This is a genomic window from Streptomyces yangpuensis, from assembly GCF_001005295.1.
Taxonomy (GTDB): domain Bacteria; phylum Actinomycetota; class Actinomycetes; order Streptomycetales; family Streptomycetaceae; genus Streptomyces; species Streptomyces yangpuensis.
In genome coordinates, this window is sequence record NZ_LBMK01000005.1 from 286,000 (window position 1) to 299,075 (window position 13,076).

The 13,076-nt window shown below is 70.7% G+C and carries 13 protein-coding genes; 7 read left to right on the top strand and 6 right to left on the bottom strand.

From position 1 onward, the window contains the following. Nucleotides 1-263 precede the first annotated feature (263 nt). Nucleotides 264-875: a response regulator transcription factor gene (locus AAT21_RS25070; RefSeq protein WP_003948568.1), complete on the bottom strand. Its 612-nt coding sequence runs from the start codon at nt 873-875 to the stop codon at nt 264-266. A 390-nt stretch (nt 876-1,265) separates the two neighbouring features. On the opposite strand from AAT21_RS25070, the gene AAT21_RS25075 reads away from it, so the two are divergent. Then, entirely contained in the window at nt 1,266-1,592 is a 327-nt protein-coding gene (locus AAT21_RS25075; RefSeq protein WP_030027725.1) for a WhiB family transcriptional regulator, read from the top strand. Between the two features lie 114 nt (nt 1,593-1,706). On the opposite strand, the gene AAT21_RS25080 is transcribed toward AAT21_RS25075, so the two are convergent. After that, nucleotides 1,707-2,606 (bottom strand): LysR family transcriptional regulator, encoded by a 900-nt coding sequence (locus AAT21_RS25080; protein WP_046779224.1) that lies wholly within the window; start codon nt 2,604-2,606, stop codon nt 1,707-1,709. 88 nt (nt 2,607-2,694) lie between these two features. Between AAT21_RS25080 and AAT21_RS25085 the strand changes: the two genes are divergently transcribed. The 3 genes from AAT21_RS25085 (at nt 2,695) to AAT21_RS25095 (ending at nt 5,004) form a co-directional block, all read left to right on the top strand. Then, nucleotides 2,695-3,381 (top strand): MOSC domain-containing protein, encoded by a 687-nt coding sequence (locus tag AAT21_RS25085; RefSeq protein WP_046779442.1) that lies wholly within the window; start codon nt 2,695-2,697, stop codon nt 3,379-3,381. 31 nt (nt 3,382-3,412) lie between these two features. Next, nucleotides 3,413-4,186 (top strand): SDR family NAD(P)-dependent oxidoreductase, encoded by a 774-nt coding sequence (locus AAT21_RS25090; RefSeq protein ID WP_046779225.1) that lies wholly within the window; start codon nt 3,413-3,415, stop codon nt 4,184-4,186. 122 nt (nt 4,187-4,308) lie between these two features. Then, nucleotides 4,309-5,004, top strand: coding sequence for an ester cyclase (locus AAT21_RS25095; protein WP_412180337.1), 696 nt, complete (start codon nt 4,309-4,311; stop codon nt 5,002-5,004). 64 nt (nt 5,005-5,068) lie between these two features. Here AAT21_RS25095 and groL read toward each other — a convergent pair whose 3' ends face one another. Further along, nucleotides 5,069-6,697 carry a chaperonin GroEL gene (gene groL / locus AAT21_RS25100; RefSeq protein WP_030960956.1) on the bottom strand — a complete coding sequence of 543 codons (1,629 nt, stop codon included), beginning with the start codon at nt 6,695-6,697 and terminating at the stop codon, nt 5,069-5,071. 111 nt (nt 6,698-6,808) lie between these two features. After that, nucleotides 6,809-7,117, bottom strand: a complete 309-nt coding sequence (gene groES / locus AAT21_RS25105; protein WP_030011064.1) for a co-chaperone GroES — start codon at nt 7,115-7,117, stop codon at nt 6,809-6,811. Nucleotides 7,118-7,375: 258 nt separating this feature from the next. Between groES and AAT21_RS34705 the strand changes: the two genes are divergently transcribed. Together AAT21_RS34705 and AAT21_RS25115 are read left to right on the top strand one after the other, a co-directional pair. Then, nucleotides 7,376-7,828 carry a hypothetical protein gene (locus AAT21_RS34705; RefSeq protein ID WP_157879781.1) on the top strand — a complete coding sequence of 151 codons (453 nt, stop codon included), beginning with the start codon at nt 7,376-7,378 and terminating at the stop codon, nt 7,826-7,828. A gap of 444 nt (nt 7,829-8,272) precedes the next feature. Continuing rightward, a complete protein-coding gene (locus AAT21_RS25115) occupies nt 8,273-9,667 on the top strand; it encodes an FtsW/RodA/SpoVE family cell cycle protein (protein WP_046779227.1) in 1,395 nt (464 codons plus the stop codon). 172 nt (nt 9,668-9,839) lie between these two features. Here the strand turns inward: AAT21_RS25115 and AAT21_RS25120 are convergent, their stop codons facing one another. Next, nucleotides 9,840-10,733, bottom strand: a complete 894-nt coding sequence (locus AAT21_RS25120) for a polysaccharide deacetylase family protein (protein WP_046779444.1) — start codon at nt 10,731-10,733, stop codon at nt 9,840-9,842. A gap of 14 nt (nt 10,734-10,747) precedes the next feature. Further along, a complete protein-coding gene (locus AAT21_RS25125; protein WP_046779228.1) occupies nt 10,748-11,704 on the bottom strand; it encodes a polysaccharide deacetylase family protein in 957 nt (318 codons plus the stop codon). Nucleotides 11,705-11,822: 118 nt separating this feature from the next. Between AAT21_RS25125 and AAT21_RS25130 the strand changes: the two genes are divergently transcribed. Beyond that, nucleotides 11,823-13,043, top strand: coding sequence for a class I SAM-dependent methyltransferase (locus AAT21_RS25130; protein ID WP_046779229.1), 1,221 nt, complete (start codon nt 11,823-11,825; stop codon nt 13,041-13,043). Nucleotides 13,044-13,076 lie beyond the last annotated feature (33 nt).

A 13,076-nucleotide genomic window follows, 5' to 3' on the forward strand; every position in this document is an offset into this window, starting at 1 on the left:
TCGGCCGAATAGTCCCCGAGAGACTCCACACCCTCAAGGATGCGGCATCGCGCACGAAGCGAGACGTCCCCCGGATTGTGCCCCGCCAACCCCCGGGTGCGCACCGGGTACGGCGGGACGGGGCTACCGCGACGAGAAGAGGCGCCGGGAGGCACCGGGCGACGGCAAGAGCGGCGCGCCGCCCCGTCCACCGGTGGCGGACGGGACCGCTCTCGACGATCCGCGGTCTGCGGCGGTCCGGGCCGGGCCCGGCCGCGGCCGGGTCAGCGGACGAGACCCCAGCGGAAGCCGAGCGCCACGGCGTGCGCGCGGTCCGAGGCGCCGAGCTTCTTGAACAGCCGGCGCGCGTGCGTCTTGACCGTGTCCTCCGAGAGGAAGAGCTCGCGCCCGATCTCCGCGTTGGACCGGCCGTGGCTCATGCCCTCCAGCACCTGGATCTCGCGCGCGGTGAGGGTGGGCGCGGCGCCCATCTCGGCGGAGCGGAGCCGGCGCGGGGCCAGTCGCCAGGTCGGGTCGGCGAGGGCCTGGGTGACCGTGGCCCGCAGTTCGGCGCGCGAGGCGTCCTTGTGCAGGTATCCGCGGGCGCCGGCGGCGACCGCGAGGGCCACGCCGTCCAGGTCCTCGGCGACCGTCAGCATGATGATGCGGGCGCCGGGGTCGGCCGAGAGGAGGCGGCGGACCGTCTCCACACCGCCGAGCCCGGGCATCCGTACATCCATCAGGATCAGGTCGGAGCGGTCGGCGCCCCAGCGGCGGAGGACTTCCTCGCCGTTGGCAGCCGTCGTCACACGCTCGACGCCGGGCACGGTGGCAACCGCGCGACGGAGCGCCTCTCGGGCAAGCGGGGAGTCGTCGCAGACGAGGACGGATGTCATGACCGCCCTCCGCAGCTGCTGATGCGCGTCACCTTGAGCCTCCAGGCTGGTACGTATCGTCACCTGTGCGGTCGATGCCCCCGGACATCTGTCCGAGAACTCATTGGTTCAACCGCCTTCGCACTCTCAACGATGGTCACTCGAAAGAGTTACGGGTCGGACGGACACCTTCGGCACTCTACGTGAGGAAGCGATCACAACCGCGGAGGCGCACCCCACCTGTCCTCCATCTGGAGCTATGCCCTATTTGGCGGCTTTCCTTCCGTTTGGCACGTGTCTGAGGCTAGATTCCCAATGAGTCATATTTACATCTACTCCGACAGTAGGTGTGGAGACCCTTGGAGACATGGACCCGTATCCGCCTCAGTACCGGCACCAAGAGGACTACCAATGGCAGATTTCTCCCGCCTCCCCGGACCGAACGCCGACCTCTGGGACTGGCAGCTGCTAGCCGCCTGCCGCGGGGTCGACAGCTCCCTCTTCTTCCACCCGGAGGGCGAGCGGGGCGCGGCCAGGAGCGCGCGCGAGGCCTCGGCTAAAGAGGTCTGCATGCGATGCCCGGTTCGTTCGGAATGCGCCGCGCACGCACTCGCCGTCCGCGAGCCCTACGGGGTGTGGGGCGGCCTCACCGAGGACGAACGCGAGGAACTGATGGGCCGCGCCCGGCATCGACTCATCCCCGCGTCGAGTGCGATCGGACCGATCGCGCCGCACTGAGAGCCGACGAAACGACGGAAGGAACGTTTCCTCCGCACCACTGGCAGGCCCGGGCATGTCGCCGCCCGGCCCCGGTTCCACGCGTTCGGCCGTACGCGCACCCCGCGCGTACGGTCAGCGCGCGGCCGCCCGCTCCAGCTCGGCCAGGGTCGCGGCCACGGCCGGCACCCGGGCCAGGTCGGGCAGGGTCAGCGCCACGACCTCCCGCTCGACGGCCGGTTCCACGACGAGCGTGCTGACACCCTTGGCCCGTACGGACTCCACCGCGAGCTCCGGCAGCACCGCGACCCCCAGCCCCGCACCCACCAGGCCGACCACCGCCGGGTAGTCGTCGGTGGCGAAGTCGATGCGCGGGGTGAAGCCCGCGTCCTCGCACACCTCCACCAGATGGCGGCGGCAGCGGGGGCAGCCCGCGATCCAGGGCTCGCCTGCCAGCTCCGCCATGCCCACGCGCTCCGCCCCGGCCAGCGCGTGCCCCTCGGGGACCAGCCCCACGAGCCGGTCGGTCAGCAGCGGCCGCACCACGAGGTCCTCCCACTCGGCCGCGGACCCGGCCGCCCCGCCGTAGCGGAAGGCCAGCGCCAGATCGCAGTCGCCCTCGCGCAGCATCTCCACCGACCGCGGCGGCTCGGCCTCGACCAGCGAGATACGGGTGCCCGGGTGCTCAGCGCGCATCGCCGCGAGCGCGGTCGGCACCAGGGTGGAGCTGCCGCTGGGGAAGGACACGAGCCGCACCCGGCCCGCGCGCAGTCCGGCGATGGCCGCGACCTCCTCCTCGGCGGCCGTCAGCCCGGCCAGGATCCCGGCCGCGTGCCGCACCAGGGCCTCGCCCGCCTGCGTCAGCCGCATCTCGCGGCCGGTACGGATGAGCAGCGGGGTGCCGGCCGACTGTTCCAGCGCCTTCATCTGCTGGGAGACGGCGGGCTGGGTACAGCCGAGTTCGCGCGCGGCGGCGGAGAAGGAACCGGTCCCGGCGACGGCGCGCAGTACCCGGAGATGACGTGCTTCGATCACCCTTCGAGCATAAGGCCCCCTTTCATCGCTGCGCGAATACCCACGTGACGCTTTGGGACCGCGCGGTTAGCCTGTGGTCATGGGCCCCATGCATCTGATCTCCGTGAACGTCGGCTCCGCCACGTCTTCCGAGCACACCGACGCGGAGAGCGGGGTGACGGGCATCGGCAAGCGTCCCGTCCCCGGGCCGGTCCGCGTCTTCGCCCCCGGCGACAAGGCCACCGGCCTGGGCAGCGGCCTGGAGGGCGACGCCATCTGCAACCGCCGCCACCACGGCGGCGACCACCAGGCCGTCTACGCGTACGCCCGCGAGGACCTCGACCTGTGGGAGCGGGAGCTGGGCCGCGAACTGCCCGGCGGGCTCTTCGGCGAGAACTTCACGACCTCCGGCATCGACCTGAACACCGCACGGCTCGGCGACCGCTGGCGGGTCGGCGCCGACGTCGTCCTGGAAGTGGCCTCGGCCCGCATCCCGTGCCGCACGTTCCAGGGGGCGCTGGGCGAGGCGGGCTGGGTGAAGCGGTTCACCCGGGAGGCCCGGCCGGGCGCGTACCTGCGGGTGATCCAGGAGGGCTCGGTCTCCCCCGGCGACCCCATCGAGATCATCCACCGGCCGAACCACGACGTGACGGTGCAGCTGTGGTTCCGCGCCTTCACCACCGAGCGCGCCCTGCTGCCGCGCACCCTCGCCGCGGGTGCGGTGATGGAGCCGAAGGCACACGAGACCGTGCGCCAGTACGTGGAGAAGTACGGGGCCGGGGCCGGGGCGCGTTAGCGCTGTCGTCCGGGGCGGCTAGGTTGCGCCTATGACGACTGCGCTGATTACGGGATCCACGGCGGGCATCGGCGCCGCCTTCGCACGCAAACTCGCCGCCCAGGGCCACAACCTGGTGCTGGTCGCACGCGACACGAAGCGGCTCGGCGAGCAGGCCACCGAGCTGCACGACCGGCACGGCATCGAGGCCGAGGTGCTGGCCGCCGACCTCGCCACCGAGACGGGCATCGCGGCGGTCGAGAAGCGCCTCGGCGACCGTACGCACCCCGTGGACCTGCTGGTCAACAACGCCGGCTTCGGCAACAAGGGCCGCTACCTCGAGGTCTCCATGGCCGACGAGCTGACCATGCTGAAGGTGCACGTCGAGGCGGTGCTGCGGCTGACCTCGGCGGCCTCGGAGTCGATGCGCACCCGCGGCCGCGGCGGCGTGATCAACGTGGCCTCGGTGGCCGCCTTCGTACCCCGGGGTACGTACGGGGCCAGCAAGGCCTGGGTCGTGCAGTTCACCCAGGGCGCGGCGCGGGACATGGCCGGGTCCGGGGTCCGGCTGATGGCGCTGTGCCCCGGCTTCGTCCGGACGGAGTTCCACCAGCGCGCCGGCATGGGCACGGACAACATCCCCGGCTGGATGTGGCTGGACGCCGACAAGCTGGTGACGGCGGCCCTGGCCGACCTGGCCCGCGGGAAGACGGTATCGATCCCGGACCCGCGGTACAAGGCCCTGATGGGCGTGGTGAAGCTGACGCCGCGCGGGCTGCTGGGCGGGGTGTCCTCGCGCACGGGCCGCAAGTACGGGCCGCAGTAGCGTTCGTGACCCGTCGGTCAGGTGCCCGGCCGGCACCCGCCGAAGCCGCCGAATAGCCCCAATCTCCCTAAACTGGACATGTCCCATCTCCAGCGGGAGGCGACGCGATGACATTCGTACAAGTGATCGATTATGAAACCACGCGGTTCGATGAGATGAACGCGCTCATAGACCGATGGGCGCAGCAGAGCAGCGGCAGGCGCACCGCCACGCACACGATGATCGGCCAGGACCGCGAGGCCCGGAACCACTACGTGGACATGGTGGAATTCGCCTCGTACGAGGAGGCGATGAAGAACTCTCAGCTCCCCGAGACGGACCGGATGTTCCAGGAGATGGTGGCCCTCTGCGAGGGAATGCCGAGCTTCATGAACCTCGACGTGGTCCGCGACGAGCACCTCAACAAGCAGCTCTGCAACCGGGTGTTCCAGGAAGCCTTGATGGCCGGCGACATGAGCGTCCTCGACGAGTGCTTCGCGACGAACTACATCGACCACGACGTCAGCAAGGAGGAGGCCACCGTCGTCGGACGCGAGGGCATGCGCTCCGACATGGAGATGTGGCGCGCGGGCTTCGACATGACCTTCGAGCCGGTGGCCCAGGTGGCCGAGGGCGACATGGTCACGACGGTGTGGAACTGGCGCGGCACCCACAAGGGAGAGTTCATGGGGGTCGCACCGACCGGGAAGACGTACGAGATGTCCGGGACCACGACCTTCCGGTGCGCGAACGGAGAGATCATCGAGGGCTGGTGGCACTACAACCCCGGAGCCCTGCAACGCCAGATGGGCGGAACCGGAACGCCCTACGGAACCTGAGACCCGAACACGGGGAAGGCCCCGCTCCGCGGCTGCGGAACGGGGCCTTCGACGTGGAACGCGATCAGTGGCTGTGGCCGTGACCGTGGCCGTGACCGGCGTCGCCCTCGTCCTCCGCCGGCTTCTCGACGACCAGGGTCTCGGTCGTGAGCAGCAGGGAGGCGATGGAGGCGGCGTTCTCCAGCGCGGAACGGGTGACCTTCACCGGGTCGATGACGCCGGCCTTGACCAGGTCGCCGTACTCGCCGGTGGCGGCGTTGAAGCCCTGGCCCTTGTCGAGCTCGGAGACCTTCGAGGTGATGACGTAGCCCTCGAGGCCGGCGTTCTCGGCGATCCAGCGCAGCGGCTCGACGGCGGCGCGGCGCACGACCGCGACACCGGTGGCCTCGTCGCCCGACAGGCCGAGGTTGCCCTCCAGGACCTTGACGGCGTGGACGAGCGCGGAGCCACCGCCGGAGACGATGCCCTCCTCGACCGCGGCGCGGGTCGCGGAGATGGCGTCCTCGAGACGGTGCTTCTTCTCCTTGAGCTCCACCTCGGTGGCGGCGCCGACCTTGATGACGCAGACGCCGCCGGCGAGCTTCGCCAGGCGCTCCTGCAGCTTCTCGCGGTCCCAGTCGGAGTCCGTGGCCTCGATCTCGGCCTTGATCTGGTTCACGCGGCCGAGGACCTCGTCGGAGCTGCCCGCGCCGTCGACGATGGTGGTGTCGTCCTTGGAGATCGTGACGCGGCGGGCGGAGCCCAGTACGTCCAGACCGGCCTGGTCGAGCTTGAGGCCGACCTCCTCGGCGATGACGGTGGCACCGGTGAGGGTGGCCATGTCCTGCAGCATCGCCTTGCGGCGGTCACCGAAGCCCGGGGCCTTGACGGCCACCGCGTTGAAGGTGCCGCGGATCTTGTTGACGACGAGGGTGGAGAGCGCCTCGCCCTCGACGTCCTCGGCGATGATCAGCAGCGGCTTGGAGCCACCGGCCTGGATGACCTTCTCCAGCAGCGGCAGGAGGTCCTGGATCGAGGAGATCTTGCCCTGGTTGATCAGGATGTACGGGTCGTCGAGGACGGCCTCCATACGCTCCTGGTCGGAGACCATGTACGGCGAGAGGTAGCCCTTGTCGAAGGCCATGCCCTCGGTGAACTCCAGCTCCAGGCCGAAGGTGTTGGACTCCTCGACGGTGATGACACCGTCCTTGCCGACCTTGTCCATCGCCTCGGCGATGAGCTCGCCGACCTGGGCGTCCTGCGCGGAGAGCGCGGCGACGGCGGCGATGTCGGACTTGTCCTCGATCGGGCGGGCGGTCGCGAGGAGGTCCTCGGACACGGCCTTGACCGCGGCGTCGATGCCCTTCTTCAGGGCGGCCGGGGAAGCGCCGGCGGCGACGTTGCGCAGACCCTCGCGGACCAGCGCCTGGGCCAGCACGGTGGCGGTGGTGGTGCCGTCACCCGCGATGTCGTTGGTCTTGGTCGCCACCTCCTTCACGAGCTGCGCGCCCAGGTTCTCGTACGGGTCGTCCAGCTCGACCTCGCGGGCGATGGTGACACCGTCGTTGGTGATGGTGGGGGCGCCGAACTTCTTGTCGATGACGACGTTGCGGCCCTTGGGGCCGATCGTCACCTTGACCGTGTCGGCAAGCTTGTTGACGCCGCGCTCGAGGGCGCGACGGGCGTCCTCGTCGAACTTCAGGATCTTCGCCATGGGAGCGGTTCAGCCCTCTCGAAAACTCGGTTTAACGGGCTGCGCCCCTCGCCGCCCGGCAATCAGCGGGGTGACCAGGGGCGCAGCTCAAAGCAGTGCTGTGAAGCGAAATTACTTCTCGACGATCGCGAGCACGTCGCGAGCCGAGAGGACGAGGTACTCCTCGCCGCTGTACTTCACTTCGGTGCCGCCGTACTTGCTGTACAGCACGATGTCGCCCACGGTGACGTCCAGCGGGAGACGCTGGCCGTCCTCGAAGCGACCCGGGCCGACCGCGAGGACGACGCCCTCCTGGGGCTTCTCCTTCGCGGTGTCCGGGATGACCAGGCCGGAGGCCGTGGTCTGCTCGGCGTCGAGCGGCTGGACCACAATGCGGTCCTCAAGCGGCTTGATGGCAACCTTGGAGCTGGCGGTCGTCACTGTCCGACCTCCCCCTTCGGAGATCCGGGGTTAACTGTCTGAGGTGGCGACCAGGTCGATCCGTCGTCGCGGGTGCCGGACCTGCCTGTCGCTGTGTTGGCACTCACCGGGGGCGAGTGCCAGGTGCGAGACTATTCCGGCGATTAGCACTCGGTCAAGCGGAGTGCCAATTCCCGGCCGCCGGGCGTTGCGCGGACGCGGATCCGGCCACGGAAAATCCCGCACGCACGCCGTCCCGGGATCACTACTGTCCCGGGCATGACCAGGACAAACACCGGCGTGCGGTGGATACACGCCATCCCGATCGCGATCGGGCTCGCCGTCGGGATCTTCATGTGGCACGCGGCCGTCCCCCGGCTCATCACGCAGCTGACGGGCGTGGACGGCGCGTTCACCGCGGAGCGGTGCGTGTGGGGGGATCCCGGCTCCGCGGGGGACCGCACACTGACGTGCAAGGGGTCCTTCACCGCCGCCGACGGATCGTTCACCCTTCCCGGCATCGGGATCCACGGCGGCTTCGACGACCGCCCGGCGGCGCCGGTGGCGGCCCGCGTCAGCGGGCCGGGGGCCGACCACGCGGTGCAGATGAGCCTGCTCACCTCCCTGGCGCCGATCGGCCTGGGGCTGACCGCGTTCGCCTTCCCGGCCTGGGCCCTGACCGCGGCCACCCGCGACGCCCTGACCCGCCACCGCACGGGGCGGCCGACGTAACGGTTCCCCGGCGGGGCTGCTCGGCGGGCAAAATCAGCCCTTCGGCTCCCGCCGGGGTGGCCATCGTTCCGGCTGGGCGGTGGTGCAGGGGGGTGGGGCGGTGCCCCGCCGGAGTGTCTCCTCGGCTCGGCGCGTGCGGCCCTGGCGTGCCGAGACGGCCCAGGTCACGCGCTCGTCCTGCGGGGACACTCCGCCGTGTCCCCGCCCCACCGGCCCGTACCGCCGGAGGGGGGGACGGAACCTCGGGGAGGACATCAACGTCGTAGATGATATGAAGATAAAGCGCCTCATTGCAGAGCAGATCGGACCCAAGGCTTCCGCAAGCCCCGGCGCGCCGAGCACCTCGGCCGGCGCGCCCGGCGCCGCGCCGGGGGCGCGTGAGGCGTCACCCCCGCCCTCTTCCCCGCCCTCCCCGTCCACCCCCCAGGACGGCGGCGGCATCCCGTGCGTGGACTGAGGCCCCTGACGACGGCGGGCGCCCGCCGTCGCACCGAGGCGCTGCTCCTCGCCTTCGTCATCGCCATCGCCGTCTTCGGGCACGCCGCCGCGGGCCTCGCCATGAACGGCGTACTCCCGCCCAACCTCGCCTACTTCACCATCAGCATGACGCTGCTGTCACTGGTGGGGCACCTGGGCGTGCGCCGCTTCGCCGCCTACGCGGACCCGCTGGTCTTCCCGCTGGCCATGCTGCTGACCGGGCTGGGGCTCGTACTGATCCACCGGCTCGATCAGGGCTACATCGAGCGGTGGAACTCGGACGCGAACGCCCCGGGCCAGCTGCTGTGGACGGTGGTCGGCGTCGCCGCCTGCATCGCGGTACTGGCCCTGCTGCGCGACCACCGGCTCCTCCAGCGGTTCATCTACATCACGATGGCGGTCGCGCTGGTGCTGCTGATCGCGCCGGCGTTCTTCGGCGCCGACACGTACGGGGCCAAGCGGTGGATCATCCTCTTCGGGTTCTCGGTCCAGCCCGGCGAGTTCGTGAAGATCATGATCGCGATCTTCTTCGCCGGCTACCTGGTCGTCCACCGGGACTCCCTCGCCCTGACGGGCCGGAAGTTCCTCGGCGTGCGGCTGCCCCCGATGCGCCAGCTCGGACCCATCATCACGGTGTGGATCCTCTCGATGCTGGTGCTGGTCTTCGAGCGCGACCTGGGCACGTCGCTGATCTTCTTCGGCGTCTTCGTGGTGATGCTGTACGTCGCGACCGAGCGCACCAGCTGGATCGTGTGCGGCGTCCTCATGGCCTCGGCGGGCGCGTTCGTGGTCGGCTCGACGGAACCGCACGTCAAGGCGCGCGTGGCGGCCTGGCTGAACCCGCTCTCCGTCTACTGGGACACCCCTCCCCCGGGCGTCACCTCGGACCAGTCGGCGCAGGCGCTGTTCAGCTTCGGCACGGGCGGCATCTCCGGGACCGGTCTCGGACTGGGGCACCCCGAGCTGATCAAGTTCGCCGGCCGCAGCGACTTCATCCTCACGACGGTGGGCGAGGAGCTCGGCCTGGCCGGGGTGATGGCCGTACTGATCCTCTACGCGCTGCTCGTGCAGCGCGGGCTGCGGATGGCGCTCGGCGCCCGCGACCCCTTCGGCAAGCTGCTGGCGGTGGGCCTGGCCTCGGCGCTGGCGCTCCAGGTCTTCGTGGTCGCCGGAGGCGTCACGGGCCTGATCCCCCTGACGGGCAAGGCCCTGCCCTTCCTGGCGAAGGGCGGCTCGTCCCTCCTGGCCAACTGGGTCATGATCGCCCTCCTCCTCCGCATCAGCGACAGCGCGGAACGCCAGCGCGAGGCGGACACCAGAGGCCCGGCAGAAACGACGATCACACCGACGGTACGGGTGTAGGGGGGCGGGGGCGGGGCGCGTACGGGGGCACGCTCGGGCGGCGCCTCCACCCCCGCGCCCCGGCCCTCCGGGCCGGTGGCTGCCCGCCCACCTCAGGGCGCGGCAGGGCCGGGCTCGGCGGGAGCAGACAGGCTCCCGCTCCCCACAACCACGCCCAGCCGCCCAGCCGCCCCTACAGGTAGTCCTCCAGGCGGCCGATCCTGTAGCCCTGCTCCTGTATGCGCTGGAGCATGCGGGTCGTCATCTGGACTTCCGTCGCGCCCTTGAGTTCGGACGGGCCGCGGAAGTGGGCCAGGATGATGTCGCCGGGCTGGAGGGCGGAGCCCTGGGCGTACTGGAAGTTGTTGATCTGCATCGACACCTTCCACAGCAGGATGGACGAGACTCCGCACTCCGAGGCGGCCCGGAGGGTGTCGTCGTTGTAGTTGCCGAAGGGCGGGCGGAAGAGCGGCGGGCGCTGGCCGAAGCGCTTCTCCAGCTTGTCCTGCTGGCCGCATATCTCCTTCTTCTGCGCCTCGAAGGAGAGGGTCCTCAGGTTCGGGTGGGTCAGCGTGTGGTTGTTCACCGTGCTCGCCGAGCCGTTGTCGCGGAGCTTCTCGAAGTAACCGTAATCCGACGAAGCCACGCTGTCCGTCAGGAACATGCTGATCGGCAGCTTGAGGTCGGCCGCCATCCTCAGGAACTCGGGGTCCTTCTCCGCGCCGTCGTCGAAGGTCAGGAAGACTGTTTTCTCCCCGGCCGGCACGGGTATTCGGTCTATCACCGGGACCTTGCCCGGGGATGCCTTCGGGATCTGCGGCTTCTGCGCGGGCTTCGGCGCGTACTGGACGGGGGCCGTCAGGCCCCACTTCTTGTACGCCTCGTCCGACGCGCCCCCTTGCGCGGGCGCCGGCGAGGACCCGGGCGCGGCCGAGGACCCGGAAGACGACCCGGGCGCCGACGCCGACGGCGTCTGCGACGGCTCCTGGGTCGTCTTCCGGCCCAGTCGTTCGATGGGCTCCACACTCTCCCCGCACCCCGTCAGGGAGAGCGCGAGCGCGCCGGCCGCCAGCGTTCCGGCTACCAACCGGCGCGCGTACCTCACAAGTAGTCCTCCAGGCGGGCCACGGCAAACCCCTTGTCCGTGACGGTCTTCATGACATGACGGATCATGTCAGGCATCGTGCCCTTCCAGTCCTCCTTACCCCGGAAGTGCGTGAGGATGATGTCACCGGGGTGCAGGTCACGGTCCCACTCGCGGTAGTCCATGCGGTTCGTGAACGCCTCCGCGTTCCACAGCGGGACGGCCTTGATGCCGCAGGACTTCGCCGCCTTGAGGGTGTCGTCGTTGTAGTTGCCGTACGGCGGCCGGAAGAGGGTCGGACGCTTGCCGAAGGTCTTCTGGATGGTGTCCTGCTGGCCGCAGATCTCCTCGCGCTGCTGCTCGTACGACAGCCCGGGCATGTAGCGGTGGTTGAGGGTGTGGTTGTTCAGGGTGACGCCCGCGGCCTGCATCTGCTTGAAGTACGGGTAGTTGTCCTTCACCAGGTAGTCGCTGAGGAAGGCCGTGTACGGGATCTTCAGCTCCTGCATCATCTTCAGGAACTCGGGATCCTTCTCCGAGCCGTCGTCGATGGTCAGGAAGACGACCTTGTCCTCGGTCGGGACGGTGGTGAAGACCGGCGGCAGTTCGTCCTCTTCGTGGTTCCACACCTCGAAGCCGTCGCGCGTGCTGATCTCGGGCTTCTCCTTCGGCGCCGCGGGCGCGGCGAGCGGCACCTGGCGCAGGCCCCACTTCTTCGCCGCGGCGACGCGCGCCTGCTGCAGCGCCTTGGCCTTCTCGGCCGCACTGAGCGCGCCGGGGGCGCCCGCCTCCGCGCCCTTGGCGGCCTTCTCCTTCTCGGCCTTGTCCGGGGCGCCCGACTGCCCCGAGCCGCACGCCGTGCCGAGGGCGGCTACCAGCAGGGCGGCCACGGCCACCCCGAACCGGCCGCGCGGACCCGCCGCGTACCGGTGACCCAGTTGCGTCTTATCTTCCCTTTGTCCGACTAGCTGCATAGCAGCGCATCCTGGCACCCGACACGCGGGCTTCCGGGACGACACCGCGCACCGGGGTGCGACGTTCCTCCGACCGGCCCACACACCCCGTCCGCACCCCGTCGCCGACAATGGAAATGTGACCCCCGAAGACTTCGCCGCCCTCCTCACTCCCGAGGGCCGCGCCCTCCTCGACTCGCTCCGCGACTACGACCCCGCCCAGGAGTTGGCCGTCGCCACCCGGCTGCGCCGCGAGCACCCCGCAGGGCTGGTCTCGGCGGCCCTCGGGCAGGCCCGGCTGCGGCAGCGCGCGGTGGCGAAGTTCGGGGCCGAGGACGCCTTCCGGATGTACTTCACCCCCGGCGGCGGCGAGATGGCCACCCGCGCGTCCGTGGCCTCGTACCGGGCCGAGCGGCTCGCGGCCCTCGGCGTACGCAGCGTCGCCGACCTGTGCTGCGGCATCGGCGGCGACGCCCTCGCCCTGGCCCGCCTCGGCATCCGGGTGCTCGCGGTGGACCACGACCCGCTGACGGCGGCCGTCGCACGCGCCAACGCCGAGGCGCTGGGCCTGGCGGACCTGATCGAGGTCCGGGAGGCCGACGTGACGGAGGTGGACACCTCCGGCCACGACGCGGTCTTCATCGACCCGGCCCGGCGCGGGGGCCGCGGGCGGATCTTCGATCCGGAGTCCTACTCGCCGCCGCTGTCGTGGGCGGTGGCGACGGCCCGAGCGGCGAAGTACGCGGCCATCAAGATCGCCCCCGGGATCCCGCACGAGGCGGTCCCGGCGGAGGCCGAGGCCGAGTGGATCTCCGACCAGGGGGACGTCAAGGAGGCCGTGCTCTGGTTCGGCACCGCCCCCGGGACCGTGCGCGCCACCCTGCTCCCCGGGCCACGCGGGCTGCACACCGCCGATCCGCTGCCCGACCCGGAGGCCGGGCCGGTCGGCCGCTGGCTGTACGAGCCCGACGGCGCCGTGATCCGCGCCCATCTGGTCGCCGAGGTCGCCGAGCGGCTGGACGGCCGGCTCATCGATCCGACCATCGCCTACATCACCGCGGACGAGCTGCGGGAGACGCCGTACGCGACGGCGTACGAGATCACCGACGTGCTGCCCTTCGGCCTGAAGAAGCTGAAGGCGCTGCTGCGCGAGCGCGGGGTCGGGATCCTGACGGTGAAGAAGCGCGGCTCGGCCATCGAGCCCGAGGAGTTGCGCAAGAAGGTCAAGCCGCAGGGCCCGAACTCGGCGACCGTGTTCCTGACCCGGGTGGCGGGCGCCCCCTCGATGCTCATCGGCGCCCCGGCCGTACCACCTGCCGGACCGCCTGCCGGGCCGCCTGCGGCGAAGCTCGGGCACTGACGGGCGGCGCGGAGCGGGCACGGCCCGAAGCGC